Origin of the sequence: Sphingomonas faeni (genome assembly GCF_040407495.1) — a bacterium.
GTDB classification, from domain to species: domain Bacteria; phylum Pseudomonadota; class Alphaproteobacteria; order Sphingomonadales; family Sphingomonadaceae; genus Sphingomonas; species Sphingomonas faeni_D.
On record NZ_JAPZPP010000005.1, the window covers coordinates 305053 to 322228 of the forward strand.

At 65.5% G+C, this 17176-nt stretch carries 16 protein-coding genes and 1 tRNA gene; 9 read left to right on the top strand and 8 right to left on the bottom strand.

Translation table 11 applies throughout. The annotated features are described in order from the left end of the window. Positions 1-7: 7 nt before the first annotated feature. The 3 genes from proB to O6W96_RS16440 form a co-directional block, all read right to left on the bottom strand. A complete protein-coding gene (gene proB, locus O6W96_RS16430) occupies positions 8-1105 on the bottom strand; it encodes a glutamate 5-kinase (RefSeq protein ID WP_353470556.1) in 1098 nt (365 codons plus the stop codon). A 115-nt stretch (positions 1106-1220) separates the two neighbouring features. Then, on the bottom strand, positions 1221-2267 hold the full coding sequence (gene obgE / locus O6W96_RS16435; RefSeq protein WP_107963252.1) for a GTPase ObgE: 1047 nt from the start codon (positions 2265-2267) through the stop codon (positions 1221-1223). A 66-nt stretch (positions 2268-2333) separates the two neighbouring features. Next, a complete protein-coding gene (locus tag O6W96_RS16440; RefSeq protein WP_307089132.1) occupies positions 2334-2933 on the bottom strand; it encodes a TetR/AcrR family transcriptional regulator in 600 nt (199 codons plus the stop codon). Positions 2934-2996: 63 nt separating this feature from the next. Here O6W96_RS16440 and O6W96_RS16445 point away from each other — a divergent pair, with 63 nt between their 5' ends. Further along, the gene (locus O6W96_RS16445) at positions 2997-3872 is read left to right on the top strand and encodes a metal-dependent hydrolase (RefSeq protein ID WP_353470557.1); all 876 of its coding nucleotides are present in this window, start codon (positions 2997-2999) and stop codon (positions 3870-3872) included. A gap of 267 nt (positions 3873-4139) precedes the next feature. On the opposite strand, the gene O6W96_RS16450 is transcribed toward O6W96_RS16445, so the two are convergent. The 4 genes from O6W96_RS16450 to hspQ all read right to left on the bottom strand — a co-directional run bounded on the left by O6W96_RS16450 (position 4140) and on the right by hspQ (position 6182). Continuing rightward, complete coding sequence (locus tag O6W96_RS16450; RefSeq protein WP_353470558.1) at positions 4140-4685, bottom strand: GNAT family N-acetyltransferase; 546 nt, start codon at positions 4683-4685, stop codon at positions 4140-4142. 174 nt (positions 4686-4859) lie between these two features. Next, positions 4860-5150 carry a 50S ribosomal protein L27 gene (gene rpmA / locus O6W96_RS16455; RefSeq protein ID WP_056055842.1) on the bottom strand — a complete coding sequence of 97 codons (291 nt, stop codon included), beginning with the start codon at positions 5148-5150 and terminating at the stop codon, positions 4860-4862. A 13-nt stretch (positions 5151-5163) separates the two neighbouring features. Further along, positions 5164-5523: a 50S ribosomal protein L21 gene (gene rplU / locus O6W96_RS16460; protein WP_120301376.1), complete on the bottom strand. Its 360-nt coding sequence runs from the start codon at positions 5521-5523 to the stop codon at positions 5164-5166. Between the two features lie 263 nt (positions 5524-5786). Further along, positions 5787-6182, bottom strand: a complete 396-nt coding sequence (hspQ, locus tag O6W96_RS16465; protein WP_132738318.1) for a heat shock protein HspQ — start codon at positions 6180-6182, stop codon at positions 5787-5789. 155 nt (positions 6183-6337) lie between these two features. Between hspQ and O6W96_RS16470 the strand changes: the two genes are divergently transcribed. From O6W96_RS16470 to O6W96_RS16490, 5 genes are all read left to right on the top strand, one after another. Next, a tRNA-Ser gene (locus O6W96_RS16470) sits at positions 6338-6427 on the top strand. Between the two features lie 645 nt (positions 6428-7072). Further along, positions 7073-8323 (top strand): lipoprotein-releasing ABC transporter permease subunit, encoded by a 1251-nt coding sequence (locus tag O6W96_RS16475; protein ID WP_353470559.1) that lies wholly within the window; start codon positions 7073-7075, stop codon positions 8321-8323. After that, entirely contained in the window at positions 8316-9029 is a 714-nt protein-coding gene (locus tag O6W96_RS16480; protein WP_133029282.1) for an ABC transporter ATP-binding protein, read from the top strand. The genes O6W96_RS16475 and O6W96_RS16480 overlap by 8 nt, the downstream gene beginning before the upstream one ends. Next, a complete protein-coding gene (locus O6W96_RS16485; protein WP_353470560.1) occupies positions 9026-9616 on the top strand; it encodes a GNAT family N-acetyltransferase in 591 nt (196 codons plus the stop codon). The genes O6W96_RS16480 and O6W96_RS16485 overlap by 4 nt, the downstream gene beginning before the upstream one ends. Positions 9617-9630: 14 nt before the next feature. After that, positions 9631-10110 (top strand): glutathione peroxidase, encoded by a 480-nt coding sequence (locus O6W96_RS16490; RefSeq protein ID WP_353470561.1) that lies wholly within the window; start codon positions 9631-9633, stop codon positions 10108-10110. A 242-nt stretch (positions 10111-10352) separates the two neighbouring features. Here the strand turns inward: O6W96_RS16490 and O6W96_RS16495 are convergent, their stop codons facing one another. Beyond that, positions 10353-10940 (bottom strand): HdeD family acid-resistance protein, encoded by a 588-nt coding sequence (locus tag O6W96_RS16495; protein WP_353470562.1) that lies wholly within the window; start codon positions 10938-10940, stop codon positions 10353-10355. A gap of 106 nt (positions 10941-11046) precedes the next feature. Here O6W96_RS16495 and dnaE point away from each other — a divergent pair, with 106 nt between their 5' ends. From dnaE to rutB, 3 genes are all read left to right on the top strand, one after another. Beyond that, the gene (dnaE, locus tag O6W96_RS16500; RefSeq protein WP_353470563.1) at positions 11047-14610 is read left to right on the top strand and encodes a DNA polymerase III subunit alpha; all 3564 of its coding nucleotides are present in this window, start codon (positions 11047-11049) and stop codon (positions 14608-14610) included. Positions 14611-14628: 18 nt separating this feature from the next. Next, positions 14629-16221, top strand: a complete 1593-nt coding sequence (locus O6W96_RS16505; protein ID WP_353470564.1) for a long-chain fatty acid--CoA ligase — start codon at positions 14629-14631, stop codon at positions 16219-16221. Positions 16222-16392: 171 nt separating this feature from the next. After that, on the top strand, positions 16393-17121 hold the full coding sequence (gene rutB / locus O6W96_RS16510) for a pyrimidine utilization protein B (protein WP_353470565.1): 729 nt from the start codon (positions 16393-16395) through the stop codon (positions 17119-17121). Positions 17122-17176 lie beyond the last annotated feature (55 nt).

A 17176-nucleotide genomic window follows, 5' to 3' on the forward strand; every position in this document is an offset into this window, starting at 1 on the left:
TGGCCGATCATACGAGCGCCAGATGATTGCGGTGCACCAGCGCAGACCGAGGCGCGTAGCCAAGGATGGCCGCATGATCGTCGCTATGCCGACCAAGCAGGCGTGCGGTATCCGCCGCATCATATTCCGCAAGGCCCCGTGCGACAGTCCCGGCAGGCCCCTCGATCGTCACCAGATCACCGCGCGCAAAACCCCCGTCGATCCGAGTGGCCCCAGTCGCCAGCAAACTCCGCCCCCGTCCAAGCGCAGCCGCGGCTCCCGCATCGACATGGATCGCCCCCTTCGCGGTCAGCCCACCCGCCAACCAAGCCTTTCGCGCAGACGCCGTCCGCTCGGCCGTAAAGATCGTATGGCGGGCAGGGGTGGACAGCGGATGCTCGATCCGCCCCGAAGCGATCGCCAGCGGAATGCCCGCACCCGTCGCGATCCGCGCCGCGGCGATCTTCGAGGCCATCCCCCCCGAACCCATACCCGATTGAGACCCGTCATCCGCCATCCCCGCGACCGCATCGATCCGCGGCACGCTGCCGATGTGAGTCGCGGAAGGATCGGTATGCGGATTGGCAGTGTAGAGCCCATCGACGTCGGACAGCAGGATAACGCCCTGCGCACCGGCGGCCTGCGCGACCCGCGCGGCGAGGCGGTCATTGTCGCCGAACCGGATTTCCTCGGTCGCGACACTGTCGTTCTCGTTGATGACCGGCACGACCTTAAGCGACAACAGCCGGTTGAGCGTGGCCGCGGCGTTGAGATAGCGGCGGCGATCTTCAAGGTCGTCGAGCGTGACGAGAATCTGCGCCGCGTTCAGCCCCTGCGCGGCGAGCAGTTCGGCCCAGACCTGACTAAGCGCGATCTGGCCGGTGGCAGCCGCGGCCTGCGCGTCTTCGAGGCTCGCCCGGCCGCCCTTTGCGAGACCAAGCCGGCGTGCGCCCAAGGCAATCGCACCGGATGACACGATCGCAACCTGCTGGCCTTCACCAGTCCGAGCAGCAATGTCAGCGACAAGCCCAGTCAGCCACTCCCGCCGAACGCTCCCATCAGGATCGACCAGCAACGCCGACCCGATCTTCACGATCAGCCGCGCACAGGACGAAGGTGGAAACATCACTGCTCCCTCTTCCCGTCGGGGAGAGGGCCGGGGTGAGGGGCAGCCACAAGCGTTAGCGCCCGGAACAGCCCCTCACCCAACCCTCTCCCCGCAGGGGAGAGGGCTTTAAGGGTCAGAGCGGCGACCATGCGACCGGCACTTCGCCTTCTTCCAGTTCCTTCGCCGCGCCCGCCGCCGGCCCGATCGCCTCGATCAGCTGGTCCAGCACCGCCTCGATACCAGCGCCACTCGCGCCCGAAATCGCCATCACTTCGGCACCGCTCGCCTCGGCCAGTTCTGCCGACAGCGCCGCGATCAGCTCCGGATCGAGCATGTCGATCTTGTTCAGCGCCACGATCACCTTCTTGTCGGTGAGCCCCTCGCCGTAATTCTCCAGCTCGTCGCGCACGATCCGGTACGATTCGGCCACGTCACGGTCGTTCGCATCGACCAGATGCAGCAGCACCCGGCACCGCTCGATATGGCCAAGGAACCGATCGCCGATCCCCGCACCTTCAGCCGCACCCTGGATCAGCCCCGGAATATCCGCGACCACGAACTCGCGCTGCTTGTGCCGCACCACGCCCAGCTGTGGCCGCGTCGTAGTGAAGGCATATTCGCCGACCTTGGCCTGCGCGTTGGTCACCTGGTTGATGAAGGTCGACTTGCCCGCATTCGGCAGGCCGACGAGGCCCGCATCGGCGAGCAGCTTCAGCCGCAGCCAGACCCACGCCTCGCCGAATGGCCAGCCGGTGCCGTGCTGGCGCGGGGTGCGGTTTGTCGACGTCTTGTAGCTAGCGTTACCGCGGCCGCCGTCGCCGCCGCGGAACAGCACTTCGCGCTGGCCGACTTCGGTGAAATCGATCAGCACCTCTTCCTTGTCCTCCGCCAGCACCTGCGTGCCGAGCGGAACGCGGATGACGAGGTCCTTGCCGCCCGCGCCGGTGCGGTTCGAACCCGACCCGCCCGAGCCGCGTGGCGCGCGGAAATGCTGCGTGTAGCGGAAGTCGATCAGCGTGTTCAGGCCGGCGATACATTCGAACACGATGTCGCCGCCCTTGCCGCCATTGCCGCCATCGGGGCCGCCATATTCGATATATTTCTCGCGGCGGAAGCTGACGGCACCGGGGCCGCCCTCACCCGAACGTACGTAGATCTTGGCTTGGTCTAGAAAATGCATTGCCGCCCCATAGCGAAATTGGCGAAAATCTCCACCCTCTGCGATTCGGCTCGCGATTCGAAGGAGTCAGCAGCGGGCAGGGGCAGCCGCGTCCTTGCTGGCAAGCAACGCATCGAGCGCGAGTTCGCGTGCCTTCCCGACCGGGAGTCCCAGCGCGCGCGCCATCGGTGCCCCCATCAGCGCATCGCCGAGCGCCATCAGCACCAGCGTCAGTGTCTGTTCCTGGATCGGCTGGTCGCCGGGCATGTCGCCCTCCGCGAGCTCGTCGACCAGGTCGTGGATCGCGGTGAGAATCGGGTCGAGCGCATCGGTATTCCCCGACAGGATCATCCAGCTCGCCAGCGCCCCCGCGCCGCCCTTGCCGAACGCGTCGAAGGTCATCTCGACGACCTCGCGCGGGTCGAGTTCGCCCGCCCGCACGCGCAGCACGGCCGCGCCGATCGTCCCGACGATGTCCGCCGCCATCCGCGTGATCAGCGCGGTATGCAGCGCCTCCGCCGACCCGAAATGATGAAGCAGATTGGCGTGCGTGCGCCCGATCCGGCCCGCGACCGCCTTCAACGTGACCGCGCTGGGACCGCTCTCGACGAGCAGGGCACGCGCAGCCTCGACGGCCGCTTCACGCGATTCGGTAGGGGAGAGGCGCTTGCGCGGAGTTGACGTCACGGACAGAAAAACCTATTTACATCAATGTAAGTAACAAGTGTTCATTCCTGTTTGGAGGTTTCCGTGGCGAAAGCAACCACGCCTGCCGATCTGACGATCACCCCGCGCGACCGCCGCTTCGGCCGCGGTGCCGCGATTCGCCGCTGGTGGCTGAACGACGATCCTATTGCGACCGCGTTCTACAACGCGCTGTCGGTGACCTTCCCCAAGGGGGAGGGCTATTTCGTCGACAGCGTCCGGAAGTTCCGCGAGGGCACGCCGCCGAAACTCCGCGCCGAGATCAACGCCTTCATCAAGCAGGAGGTGATTCACACCCGCGAGCACGTCGCGTTCAACCGCCACGTCACCGACCAGGGCTATGACGTCGCGCCGTTGATCGTGGATGTCGATGCGGCGCTGGCGCTGACCAAGGGGCGGCCAGAGATCGCGAGCCTCGCCGCCACCACGGCGCTCGAGCATTTCACCGCGATGCTGGCGCACGAACTGATCGCCAACCCGAAGCACCTCGCCGGCGGCGACCAGCAGGCGGCGGCGCTCTGGCTGTGGCATGCCGCCGAGGAGATCGAGCACAAGGGCGTCGCCTACGACACATGGCTGCACGCGACCCGCGACTGGCCACGCTTCACGCGCTGGCGGGTGAAGTCGCTGGTGATGCTGATCACGACGTGGCGCTTCTTCACCGGACGTGCGCGGGGCATGGCGGAACTGCTGCGCCAGGACGGGCTCACCGGACCGAGGGTGTGGGCGCGGATGGCTTGGTACGCGTTCGGCAACCCGGGGATGGCGCGCAAGATTGCCGGCGTCTGGGCAGCGTATTTCCTGCCAGGCTTCCACCCGTGGAAGCACGACGACCGCGCGCTGATCGGCTTGGCGGAGAGCGAATATGAGGCGGCAGTGCTGCCGGTTGCGAAGCGGGTGGCGGCGGTGGCGGTGGCCTAAACCTTCGCCCGTCATCCTGACGAAAGTCAGGATCCAGAGCCATCAACGACCGCACCCGTTACCCTGGATCCTGACTTTCGTCAGGAAGACGAGGGATGTGGAACATGATTCGCAGACCGTCATCTCAACATAGACCCCACCCCGGCGAAGGCTGGGGCCCAGTTGGAAAGATCGCAGTGACGGAGCGAAATCCTTCGTTAGCTACGTCCCCCAACTGGCCCCCGACCTTGGTTGAGGTGGCGTACTGTTATAAAATGGATCGACGTCTCAAGCAGCCAAAGGCATCGGCGAACATCGATCGTCATCCAGATCCAGCTCGAACATCACCGCGGGCGCCTCGCCCCCACGCCCCCGCGACGTTCGCGGCTCCACTCGCCCCGTAGGCCGAAACCCGAGCTTCGCCAGCACGCGCCCCGACGCCGGGTTGTCCACGAAATGAAAAGCATCCAGCCGGTGCAGGCCCAGCGCATGCCGCGCCATCGCAACCACGGCTTCACCAGCCTCGGTAGCATACCCGCGCCCCCAGGCATCTGGCGTCAGCCAATAGCCGAGTTCATGGCCCGATTCGGCAACCTGAAGCCCGATCCCACCGACGAGTCGCGGCGCACCGGTCTCCATGGTCTCGATCAGGAATCGCGGCTCGTGTCCGCCGCGCGGCTCCGAGAGAAACGCCTCGGCATCCCCCAGCGCATACGGCCAGGGCGCACGCGCCAGCTTGGCGACCACCGATTCATGGCCGATCGCCCGCGCCAGTGCAGGGGCGTCCTCCGGCCAACCCGGCCGCAATGTCAGTCTCTTGGTGCGCGCGAACACGGCTCTCTCCTATCGCGTCATTGGCTGCGCGCATGCCACGTCGGGATGACGGGACCGCGACAGCCAAGGGGAGGGAGCAATAAAAAAGGGAGCCGGGGTGACCCGTCTCCCTTGTTCAGGTTCGCTTTCGCGACCCGGGTCACCCTGGTGGTCAACCCGGATGGTTACCCGATGTTATTCGGCTGCTGCTGCCATATCGGCAGTGTCGTTCGCTGCCAGCTCGACCGAACAGAATTTCCGTCCGAGTTTGCCCTGGCTGAACACGACGCGGCCATCGACCAGCGCGAACAGCGTATGGTCGGTACCGATGCCGACGTTCGTGCCCGGGTAGAACTTCGTCCCGCGCTGACGCACGAGAATGTTGCCGGCGACGCACGCCTGGCCACCGAACTTCTTGACGCCGAGACGACGACCGGCCGAATCGCGACCGTTGCGCGAAGAGCCGCCTGCTTTCTTATGTGCCATCTGAAGCTACTCCTTATGCCTGAGCGGCCGGGGCGGTGTCGCCCTCGTTGCGCGCCGAGTTCGCCTGGGCAGTCTGGCCGCCGACCGACACGATCTTCAGGATCGTATGCTGCTGGCGATGGCCGTTCTTACGACGATAGTTATGACGACGACGCTTCTTGAAGACGATGACCTTGTCCGCCTTCGCCTGCGCGATGATCTCTGCAGCGACGACGAAGCCCTCGACGGACCGCAGCTCGGAGCCTTCGCCCGCCAGCAGAACGTCACCCAGCGTCACCGACGCACCTGCATCGCCCTCGATCTTCTCGATGACGATCTTATCTCCGGCGGCGACGCGATACTGCTTGCCGCCCGTGCGCACGACTGCGAACATGGCCCTTGTCACTTTCCAAATACATGTGCCCCACGAACGCAAGGTCCGCCGGGAGAAGCCGGGCAGCTAAGGGAGGGGGGCGGCGTTGTCAACCGCGAAGGGACGCGGGAGGGTGGTTTACGAGAGGATGAACACAGCCATTCCGTCACCCCGGACTTGTTCCTGAGTCCACCGCGCGGCGAATCAACGGCTGGAGATCAAGCGCAACGGAGGATGTCGGAACGAGCCCGGCATGATGCAGGCTCTGGCGCCGCGAATCGCCTCTAGTGCCGGTGAACCTGCCGAAGCGCATACCGGCCATCCGCATAGTCGCTGAACAACCCCGAGATCGCCGGATGATCGACCGGCTCGTCGCTATCGTCCGGCACCAGATTCTGCTGGCTGACATAAGCGACGTAGCTCGACTCCATGTTCTCGGCGAGCAGATGGTAGAACGGCTGGTCCTTGCGCGGACGGATGTCCTCGGGGATCGCCGCATACCATTCGTCGCTGTTCGCGAATACGGGGTCCACGTCGAAGATCACCCCGCGAAAATCGAACAGCCGATGCCGTACGACGTCGCCGATCGAGAAATTCGCATGCGAGATCGGTGGCGCGACCACCTCGACGGGGATAAGCGGGCTGGTGATGTCGTGAGCGATACTGTCGTGTCGGGGCATATTCGCCAATTTAGGGTCTGTTTTGCGCCGCACAAGGAAAACGCGCCGGACGGTGCGCAGCGGCCTAAAATCCTCTTGCGTCCCCGAAGTCACGTCATTAGAGGCCGCGCTTCGACCGATCGGAGGCGCTGTTAGCAGCATCTCGGGTGACCTGCGGAGAGGTGGCAGAGTGGTCGAACGTACCGCACTCGAAATGCGGCGTACCCGCGAGGGTACCGTGGGTTCGAATCCCACCCTCTCCGCCAATTCTTTTCTGACATCACCGGATAAATCGCCCGCCGGGCGCCCGCGAAGGGCTTGCGGCGCAGGTGTTCGCGGCGTTTGGCACGATTCCCGTGAAACCGCGCTGTACCGACGAAAGTCGTGATCCACATTAACCCAAGCTGATCTGTTTGGAAGTGAGTTCCGATTTTCGTCGGAATCGTGGATCTTTCACCGTGAAGAGCACTGCCACCGAAGATGTCGCGAAGTATAAAACTGACAATGAACTACGCCGGACAAGCAAACGCCCGGACCGTTGCCGATCCGGGCGCCTGCGTGACGATCGCTCGTCAGCCCCCATTTTGTTGCTCTCGCTCAACACCTTTGGTGCGGCGTAAAAGCAGTCCCCGAACCACGGCCGTTGCCTGTGTCTCAGCGAGTTTGTTGCTAGTTATGTCGATGGATTTTGTCACGGTCTTTGCACGAGCCGTTTCACGATTGGACTGTGGCTGTGGCGAATTCGCAACAGACCAATCTAGACCCCGCCGGATCGGCATTAATCCGGTCCATGGGCGGGCTACGTCGCACTGGCATGCACAGGCGCGACATGCGGGGCCGACAGTTGCCTCGCAACGGGCTGCGTCCTAGAGCCGCCGGACTATAGTCCAACAGATCGAACCTGGCCGCCCATGATCCTGTCCCGCTACGAACGGATGATAGCCCGCCGCTATCTGCTGCCGGGCAAGGGCGAGGCGTTCATCTTCCTCGTCGCCTCGATCAGCCTGGTCGCGGTCATGCTCGGCGTCGCCGCCCTCGTGATCGTCATGAGCGTGATGAACGGCTTCCGCGCCGAGCTGTTCGACAAGATCGTCGGGCTCAACGGCCATGCGGTGGTGCAGGGCGTCGGCAACCGGCTTCCCGACTGGCGCGAGATCGTCGCACAGGCGCAGAAGACGCCGGGCGTCACCAGCGCGCTGCCGCTGATCGAACAGCCGCTCGCCGCCACTTATAACGGCCGCGCCGAGGCAGTGCTGGTGCGGGGGATGCGTGTCGACGACATCCGCCGGAATTCGACGATCAGCAACAAGGTCGTGATGGGCTCGCTCCACTCGATCACGCAAGGATCCGGCCGCATCGCGATCGGCTCGCGCCTCGCCGAATCGCTCGGTGCGCAGGTTGGCTCGGAGATTTCGCTGTTCAGCCCGCAAGGCCAGACGACGCCGTTCGGCACCGTCCCGCGGATCGTCAGCTATACAGTCGGCGCGATCTTCGAGATCGGCGTCTATGATTACGACAAGGCGTACATCATCATGCCGATCGAGGATGCGCAGACGCTCCTCCTGATGGGCGATGCGGCCGGTATGGTCGAGCTGAAGACGGTGAACGCGGACAAGGTCGGCGAGATCCTCAAGCCGCTGGCCGACAAGATCGGCGGACAGGCGATCATCCAGGACTGGCGGACGATGAACGCGCAGCTGTTCGAGGCGCTGGCGGTCGAGCGCGTCGCGATGTTCACCGTGCTGTCGATCATCATCCTGGTCGCGGTGTTCAACATCCTCTCGTCGCTGATCATGCTGGTCCGCGCCAAGACCCGCGACATCGCGATCCTGCGGACCATGGGCGCGACGCGCGGCTCGATGATGCGCATCTTCATCGTCGTCGGTACCACCATCGGGGCGCTCGGCACGGTCGCGGGGCTCGTGCTCGGCTTCATCTTCCTGTTCTACCGACAGGGGGTGGTGAACTTCGTCCAGCTCCTCACCGGCCAGAACCTGTGGGATCCGTCGATCCGTTACCTGACCGAACTCCCGTCGAAGACCGACCCCGTCGAGATCGTCGTGATCGCGCTGATGGCGCTCGTTTTCAGCTTCCTCGCGACGCTCTATCCGGCCTGGAAAGCGGCGAGTACCGACCCCGTGCAGGTGCTGCGTTATGAATGAAGGCCTTCGTATCGACCGCAAGATCGAGAAGTTCGACGATTACGTCCTCCAGACCAGCGGGCTGACCAAGAGCTTCACGCAGGGCGGCGCGACCATCGACGTGCTGCGCGGCGTGGACCTCGCGATCGCACCGGGCGAGATCGTCGCGCTGCTCGGGCCGTCGGGCTCGGGCAAGTCGACGCTGTTGCAAGCCGTGGGCCTGCTCGAGGGTGGCTTCCAGGGATCGATCAGGATCGCCGGCACCGAGGCGGCCAAGCTCAACGCGCATGAGCGGACCGTGGTGCGCCGCGACAGCCTCGGCTTCGTGTACCAGTTCCATCACCTGCTGCCGGACTTCAACGCCACCGAGAACGTCGTCCTCCCGCAGCTCGTCCACGGCGCGACACGCGCCGAGGCGGACGCGCGGGCAGCTGAATTGCTGACCCAGCTCGGCCTCGGCCACCGCCTGACGCACCGCCCAAGCCAGCTCTCCGGCGGCGAGCAGCAGCGCGTCGCGGTCGCCCGCGCGCTCGCCAACAAGCCCGCGCTGGTTCTGGCGGACGAGCCGACCGGCAACCTCGACGAACACACCGCCGACATCGTCTTCGCCGAGTTCATCCGCCTGGTCCGCGAACAGGGCACGGCGGCGGTGGTCGCGACGCACAACGAGCGGCTCGCGGCCCGCATGGACCGCGTATTGCGGCTGCACGAGGGACGGCTGGCGTGACCTGGGGCGAGACGCCGACGCTCACCGGGCGTCACGTCGCGCTCCGCCCGCTGGTTGCCGAAGACATGGACGCGCTGGTCGCGGCCGCGTCGGCGGACAACCTCTGGGACACCTTCTACGCCAACGTCGCGATGATGAAGGCGCCCGACCGCTGGCTCGCCGCCGCGTTGCGCGAACAGGACTTCGGGCGGGCACGGCTGTTCGCGGTCGTGGCGAACGGCACCGTCGTCGGCACCACGCGTTTCATGCGAATGAACGAGCCGAACAAGCGGCTCGAGATCGGCGGCACCTTCTACGCCAAGTCCGTCCAGCGCACCGGCGTCAACACCGAAGCCAAGCGGATGCTGCTCACGCACGCGTTCGAAGCGCTCAACTGCGAATGCGTTCAGATCCGCACGGATTCGCTCAACAAGCGGTCGCAAGCCGCGATCGAACGCCTCGGCGCCAAGCGCGATGGCGTGCTGCGCGGGCACCAGGTGATGGCCGACGGCCGCTTGCGCGACACGGTGGTCTACAGCATCCTCCGCCACGAATGGCCCGGCGTGCGTCAGAACCTGACGTATCTGCTGGCCCGACACCCCGCCTGACTGGAGGACCGCCCATGACCGCGATCACCGACTTCACCGTAAAGACCGCCGACGGCTCCGCGGCTTCGCTCGAGCCCTATCGCGGCAAGGTGCTGCTGATCGTCAACACCGCCTCCAAATGCGGCTTCACCCCGCAATATGACGGCCTCGAAGCGCTGCACCGTGACTATGCGGAGCGCGGGTTCGAAGTTCTCGCGTTCCCGTGCAACCAGTTCGGCGGTCAGGAGCCGGGTGACGCGGCGGAGATCGCTAATTTCTGCACGCTGACCTACGACGTGACGTTCCCGGTCTTCGCGAAGGTCGACGTCAACGGGGCAGGGGCGGACCCGCTGTTCGAGCGCCTGAAGTCCGACGCGCCAGGCGTGCTGGGGTCGAAGGCGATCAAGTGGAACTTCACCAAGTTTCTTGTCGGGCGCGACGGAGAGGTCGTCGACCGCTACGCCCCGACGACAAAGCCCGAGGACATTCGCAAGGATATCGAGAAGCTGGTGTAGAAGCCCACCCCACACCCGGCACCACCCCGGCGAAGGCCGGGGCCCAGTTGGAAAGGTCGCAGTAACGAAGCGCAGACTTCAGTCAGCAACGTCTCCCAACTGGGCCCCGGCCTTCGCCGGGGTAGTATGTGAGGGGATAAGCTGGCGTATCCCGAAGCAAGATTGTTCCCCCGCGAAGGCGGGGGCCCAGACTGGACTCCCGCCTTCGCGGGAGATCATGCTTCGTGGTGCCCGCTCGGCGCTCAAACCGAAAAAGCCGGCGCCCCCTTCTTGTGTGCGAGCGCCGAAGCAACCGAAGTCACCCCGCCAAACAGGAAACTGATCCCCAAAACATACCCCGGCAGCGTCAACGCCGACCAAGGCAACGTCGCCAGCACGATCACCGCCAGCAGTATATTCACCAAACCCAGCGCAATCATCAGCGCCTTGCCCCGCCGAAACCGCGCCCCCAGCCCGATCTCCAACGCCCCTCGAACCCCAAGCCAAACCGCAATCAACAACGTCAGCGAAATCGCCCCGGTCGCAGGCTCGAACGCCATGATCAGCCCGATCACTAGCGACACCAGCCCAAACCCGATCGCATAGCCGCGCCCCTCATGCCCCTTGCCGGCAAACCCCGACACGATCGACACGATCCCGGCGGCAATCAGAAACGCCCCGATCACCAACGTCGCGGCATAGGTCGCGGAAAACGGCGACGCGAACGCCATGATCCCAAGCACCACCGACAGCACGCCATACGCCAGGATCCACCCCCAGCCGGCGCCCGCACGCGGCGTCCCCGCAGCCGTGGTTTCGGTATCGGCAAAGTGCCCGCGTGGATCGGTCATGAAGAATGCTCCCAGAAGTCCCCGCCGCAACGGCTCGTCGTGTCCACGGTTCCGATCGGACTCATCCCCGCTGGTCGAATCACGCCGCAGCGCCTACCTCCGGTCGATGCATTCCGGTTACGTCCCCCTCCGCGTTTTCTCCTGCTACACCATGCTCGACGGCGCCATCGATCCGAAGGCGATCGCCAAGCAGGCGCGCGCGCTGGGCTTTCCCGCCGCCGCGCTGACCGATCGCAACGGCCTCTACGCAGCGATGGCCTATTCGGACGCCGCCAAGAAGGACGGCGTCCAGCCGATCATCGGCGTCATGCTCGGCGTCGGGCGCCCCGACATGCCCGACGGCGTCGCGACGCAGTTCGACTGGCTCGCACTCTACGCGCAGACCATGACCGGCTACGACAATCTCTGCGCACTCGTCTCGATGGCGCATCTCGACCGCCCGATCGAGATGCCCGCGCATGTCGACTTCGCCGCGCTCGAACGCCACACCGACGGTCTCATAGCGCTGACCGCAGGCGGTGAAGGCGGTCTCGCCCGGCTGTTCGCCGAAGGTCAGCCCGACCGCGCCCGCGCGTATCTAGACCGTCTTCAAGAGCTGTTCGGCGACCGCCTCTATATCGAACTCTCGCGCCGCAACGACGCGATCGAGATGGCGGCCGAAACCGACCTCATCGACATCGCCTACGACCGCAACCTGCCGCTGGTGGCGACCAACCCGTGCTGCTTCACCGAGAGCGCGTTCGGCGACGCGCACGATGCCATGCTCTGCATCGCGCATTCTACCTATGTCGAGACCGAGGATCGCATCCGCAGCTGCCCCGAAGCCTGGATGAAGCCCGCGCCGGTGATGCACGAGATGTTCGCCGACTTGCCCGAGGCGATCGCCAACACGCTCGTCGTCGCGCAGCGCTGCGCGGTGATGGCGCCGTATCGCAAGCCGATCCTCCCCAGCCTCGCCGGCGATATCGAGGGCGAGGCGAAACTCCTCCGCGACGACGCCGAAGCCGGCCTCGAAGCACGCCTCGCCCGCATCACCGAACTCCACGGCGAAGGCGAGGACGGCTGGCGCGACGTGTACCGTAAGCGGCTTGCGTTCGAGGTCGACGTGATCGTCCAGATGGGCTTTCCCGGCTACTTCCTGATCGTCGCCGACTTCATCAAATGGGCGAAGGACCACGACATTCCGGTGGGGCCAGGCCGTGGTTCGGGCGCCGGCTCGGTCGTCGCCTGGTCGCTGACGATCACCGATCTCGACCCGATCAAGCTCGGCCTGCTGTTCGAGCGCTTCCTGAATCCGGAACGCGTGTCGATGCCCGATTTCGATATCGATTTCTGCGAAACCCGGCGCGTCGAAGTGATCCGCTACGTCCAGGAGAAATACGGCCGCGATCAGGTCGCGCAGATCATCACCTTCGGAAAGCTGAAGGCGCGCGCGGTGCTCAAGGACACCGGTCGCGTGCTGCAGATGAGCTACGGACAGATCGATCGTCTCGCCAAACTGGTCCCCAACCACCCGACCGATCCCTGGACGCTGGAACGCGCGCTCAACGGCGTCGGCGAGCTCGCGAAGGAATACGCCAACGACAACGGCGTGCGGAAGCTGCTCGATCTGGCGATGAAGCTGGAAGGCCTGCCGCGCCACTCCTCCACCCACGCCGCCGGCGTGGTCATCGGCGATCGGCCCTTGGCGCAGCTCGTGCCCCTCTACCGCGATCCGCGCTCCGACATGCCCGTCACCCAGTTCGACATGAAATATGTCGAGGGCGCGGGCCTGGTGAAGTTCGACTTCCTCGGGCTGAAGACGCTGTCGGTGCTCCAGAAGGCGGTGCAACTGCTCGCCAAGCGCGGCGTGACGGTCGATCTCGAGGCGCTCGAATGGGACGATGCGGGTGTCTACGCGCTCCTGCAAAAGGGCGACACGGTCGGCGTGTTCCAGCTCGAGTCGGAGGGCATGCGCCGCACGCTGTCCGCGGTGCGCCCATCGAATTTCGGCGACATCATCGCGCTTGTGTCGCTCTATCGACCGGGCCCGATGGACAATATTCCCTCGTTCGGCCGCCGCAAGAACGGCACCGAGGCGATCGACTACCCGCACGCCCTGCTCGAACCGATCCTGTCGGAGACCTACGGGATTTTCGTCTACCAGGAGCAGGTCATGCAGGCCGCGCAGGTCCTGGCCGGCTTCTCGCTCGGTGGCGCCGATCTGCTGCGTCGCGCGATGGGCAAGAAGGTGAAGGCCGAGATGGACGCGCAGCGCGCGGGCTTCGTCGAGGGGTGTCTCACCGTCAACGGCATCAAGAAGGCCGAGGCGAACGCGCTGTTCGACTTGATCGACAAGTTCGCCGGCTACGGCTTCAACAAGAGCCACGCCGCCGCCTACGCATTGCTCGCGTACCAGACCGCGTGGCTGAAGGCGCACCACCCGCACGAATTCTTCGCCGCGTCGATGTGCTACGACCTGCACCAGACCGACAAGCTCGCGATCTTCACCGACGACATGCGCCGCCTCGGGATCACCGCGTTGCCGCCGTGCATCAACGCGAGCCAAGCCGAGTTCGATGTCGAGGTTTTGCCGGACGTCGAACTCGAACCAGAAGCTTGTTCACCCGCGAAGGCGGGCACCCAGTCTGGGTCCCCGCCTTCGCGGGGAAACAATCTCGCCGTCCGCTATGCCCTCGGCGCGCTGAAATCGGTCGGCGAAGGCGCGATGGAGAAGCTCATCGTCGAGCGCGTCCAGAACGGCCCGTTCGCCAGCCTCGACGATCTCGCCAAGCGCGTCGACCCGCGCCTGCTCAACAAGCGCCAGCTCGAGACGCTCGCCGCCGCGGGCGCGTTCGACGGCCTCGACCAGAACCGCGCCGGCATCCACGCCACCGCCGAGACGATCCTCGCGATCGCCGCGCGCACGCACGAACAGAAGACCAGCGGGCAGGGCGGCCTGTTCGGTGACGCCGAACCCGCGGGCGACGCGATCAAGCTCCCCCCCGCGGTCCGCTGGACGCTCAGCCAGCGCATGGACCAGGAGAAGGAGGCGTTCGGCTTCTATTTCTCCGCGCACCCGGTCGATCGCCATCGCCATATCGCGGTCAGCCACGGCGCTCGCGCCTACACCGCGCTGTCCGAACTCAACATCCCCGACGACGGCAGCCGCGCCGGCGCGACGATGGCAGTGCTGGTCGAGGACGCGCGCTATCGCACGTCCGCGCGCGGCAAGCGTTTCATGATGGCGCAATGCTCCGACGCCAGCGGCCAGTTCATGGCGACCTGCTTCGACGACCAGGTCTCGAAAGACCTGGAGGAGGCGGCCAAGGCCGGTGGTTGCGGGCTCATCACCGTCGAGCTCGATCGCAAGCCCGGCGAAGATACGCCGCGCGTCAGCATCAAGCGCATCCAGCCGTTCGAAGGCCTCGCCAACCTCGCGCGCTTCCAGGTGGTCGTGACGATCTCCGACATGACCGCGTTCGCCGGCCTAGCATCCCTGCTAGCCGAGCATCGCGGCGCACGCGGCGAGGTCCGAGTCCGCGCGCAATTGCCCGACGGCGAGGTCTGCATCCTGCTGGGTCGCGACTTCCTGCTCGACGGAGAGCTTGTCGAGCACATCGAGTCGTTGCACGGTGTCGCCAAGGTGGAGATGAAGACCTCGGAAACGAGGCTCGCTCTGGTCGGTTAACAGCTTGGGAGAGCATGAATGCTGGGTGGAATGCAGGATTTCGAGCTTCGTGTTCCCCGCCTGATAGACCACGCGGCGCGGGAGCATGGGGCGAGGGAACTCGTCAGCTACTGGGCCGATGGACGCGAGACGCGCACCAACTGGGCCGGCATCGCGCGCGACGCCCGCAAGCTAGCCCAGGCGCTCGAAAAGCTCGGCGTAGCGCCCGGCGACCGGGTCGCGACGCTGGCGATGAACCACGCGCACCACCTCGTCGCCTGGTACGGCACGATCGGCATGGGCGGCGTGATCCACACGATCAACCCGCGGCTGTTCGACGAGCAGCTCGTCTACATCGCCAACCACGCCGAAGACCGAGTGATGCTCTACGACAAGGCGTTCCAGCCGCTCGTCGATCGCCTGCGCGGCCAATGGGGCAGCATCCGCCACTTCATCTGTTTCGACGATCTGGGACCCGACGGTTTCCAGGCGATGCTCGACGCCGAGGACGGCGACTATGAGTGGGTCGAGGGCCCGGAGCGCGACCCGTGCATGCTCTGCTACACCAGCGGCACCACCGGCAATCCGAAGGGCGTGCTCTACACGCACCGCTCGACGATGATCCATGCGATGGCCGAGGTCGCGCCCTGGGTGTTCGATCTCTCGCCCAACGCCGTAGTGCTTCCGGTCGTGCCGATGTTCCACGCAGCCGCCTGGGGCCTGCCGTTCGCCTGCGCGCTGTCGGGGGCCAAGGTCGTCTATTCCGCGGTCAACGATCCCGCCGTGCTGTGCCGCCTGATGAACGACGAGAAGGTGACGCACTCTGCCGGCGTGCCGACCGTCTGGCTGGCGATGTTCGGTCACATGGACGCAACCGGCGACGCGCCCGCGCACCTGCAGCTGGTCACGATCGGCGGCTCAGCCGCGCCGCGCGCGATGATCGAGCGGATCATGGGCATGGGCGCCACCGTCAAGCACCTCTGGGGCATGACCGAGACCTCGCCGATCGGCACCGCCGGCTTCGCGCCGCCACACTGGGACGACATGAGCCACGAGGAGAAGCTCGATCTCGTCGGCAAGCAGGGCAGCGTCCCGTTCGGGATAGAACTCCGCATCATCGACGACGAAGGCACGGTGCTAGCCCGCGAAGGCAAGGTCGCCGGCCGTCTCCAGGTCCGCGGCCCCTGGGTGGTCCAACGCTATTTCGGCGCCGACGAGGACGCGGTCGACGCGGACGGCTGGTTCGATACCGGCGACGTCGCGATGCTTCATGCGGACGGCACGATGCAGATCACCGATCGCTCGAAGGACGTCATCAAGTCCGGCGGCGAATGGATCAGCTCGGTCGACCTGGAGAACGCGGCGGTCGGCTGTCCGGGCGTGGCGGAGGCGGCGGCGATCGGCATCCACCACCCCAAGTGGGACGAGCGCCCGCTGTTGCTGGTAGTCCGCAAACCCGGCAGCGACGTCGGAGAAACCGAGATCCGCGAACACCTGGCCAAGCACGTTGCGAAATGGTGGCTCCCCGACGCGATCGTCTTCGTCGACGACCTGCCCCACACCGCAACGGGCAAGCTCCTCAAGACAGCCCTACGCGAACGTTTCAAGGACTTCGTGTTGGCGACGGCTTAGCCCTCCCCGTCATGCTGGGCTCGTTCCGGCATCCACCGGCCCGCGAAGGCGGGAGCCCAGTCTGGGTCCCGGCCTTCATTGGGGAACATGCTTGTCCGCGTGATCGGGGGCGCCGCACCCCCCGATCATTTCGCACTTGCACAATTCCGACGATGCAGCGAGCTTGTCACAATGACCGAGGCCACCCCGATCATCCGTACCGGCGCGAACGAGGCGAACGCCGTCACGTTGCCCGCACGGCCGGAAGCGCTCCGCCTCGATCCCGCGGAAACCGCCGTCGTCGTCATCGACATGCAGAACGCCTACGCCTCCCCCGGCGGCTACGTCGACACGGCCGGCTTCGACATCGCAGGCTCAGCCGGCACCATCGCCCAGATCGCCAAGGTCCTGGACACCGCCCGCGCGGCGAAAATGCCGGTCGTGTTTCTCCAGAACGGCTGGGACCCCGACTATGTCGAGGCCGGCGGCCCCGGCTCGCCCAACTGGCACAAGTCCAACGCGCTGAAAACGATGCGCGCGCGCCCCGAACTCCAAGGCCAGTTCCTCGCGCGCGGTGGCTGGGACTATGAGATCGTCGATGCGCTCGCTCCCCAACCCGGCGACATCCGCGTCCATAAAACCCGCTACAGCGCGTTCTTCAATTCGCAGCTCGACAGCATCCTGCGCAGTCGCGGCATCCGCAACATCGTCTTCGTCGGCATCGCCACCAACGTCTGCGTCGAAAGCACGCTGCGCGACGGCTTCCACCTCGAATATTTCGGCGTGATGCTGGAGGACGCGACGCACCATCTCGGCCCGCCCGAGATGCAAACGGCCACCGTCTACAATGTCGAGAAGTTCTTCGGCTGGGTCAGCACGGTCGGCGATTTCTGCGGTTCGTTCGGGCAGTTGCCGAAGTGACCCTTCCTTGTTCCCTCGCGAACGCGGGGGTCCAGGAATCACGAACGCTACCGCC

Bases quoted from the DNA above. Each gene is read 5' to 3' on its own strand.
- proB (WP_353470556.1), bottom strand. From the start codon at position 1,105: ATGTTTCCACCTTCGTCCTGTGCGCGGCTGATCGTGAAGATCGGGTCG.
- O6W96_RS16490 (WP_353470561.1), top strand. From the start codon at position 9,631: ATGACCGCGATCACCGACTTCACCGTAAAGACCGCCGACGGCTCCGCG.
- O6W96_RS16495 (WP_353470562.1), bottom strand. From the start codon at position 10,940: ATGACCGATCCACGCGGGCACTTTGCCGATACCGAAACCACGGCTGCG.
- rutB (WP_353470565.1), top strand. From the start codon at position 16,393: ATGACCGAGGCCACCCCGATCATCCGTACCGGCGCGAACGAGGCGAAC.
- hspQ (WP_132738318.1), bottom strand. From the start codon at position 6,182: ATGCCCCGACACGACAGTATCGCTCACGACATCACCAGCCCGCTTATC.
- rplU (WP_120301376.1), bottom strand. From the start codon at position 5,523: ATGTTCGCAGTCGTGCGCACGGGCGGCAAGCAGTATCGCGTCGCCGCC.
- obgE (WP_107963252.1), bottom strand. From the start codon at position 2,267: ATGCATTTTCTAGACCAAGCCAAGATCTACGTACGTTCGGGTGAGGGC.
- rpmA (WP_056055842.1), bottom strand. From the start codon at position 5,150: ATGGCACATAAGAAAGCAGGCGGCTCTTCGCGCAACGGTCGCGATTCG.
- O6W96_RS16505 (WP_353470564.1), top strand. From the start codon at position 14,629: ATGCTGGGTGGAATGCAGGATTTCGAGCTTCGTGTTCCCCGCCTGATA.
- dnaE (WP_353470563.1), top strand. From the start codon at position 11,047: ATGCATTCCGGTTACGTCCCCCTCCGCGTTTTCTCCTGCTACACCATG.
- O6W96_RS16475 (WP_353470559.1), top strand. From the start codon at position 7,073: ATGATCCTGTCCCGCTACGAACGGATGATAGCCCGCCGCTATCTGCTG.
- O6W96_RS16480 (WP_133029282.1), top strand. From the start codon at position 8,316: ATGAATGAAGGCCTTCGTATCGACCGCAAGATCGAGAAGTTCGACGAT.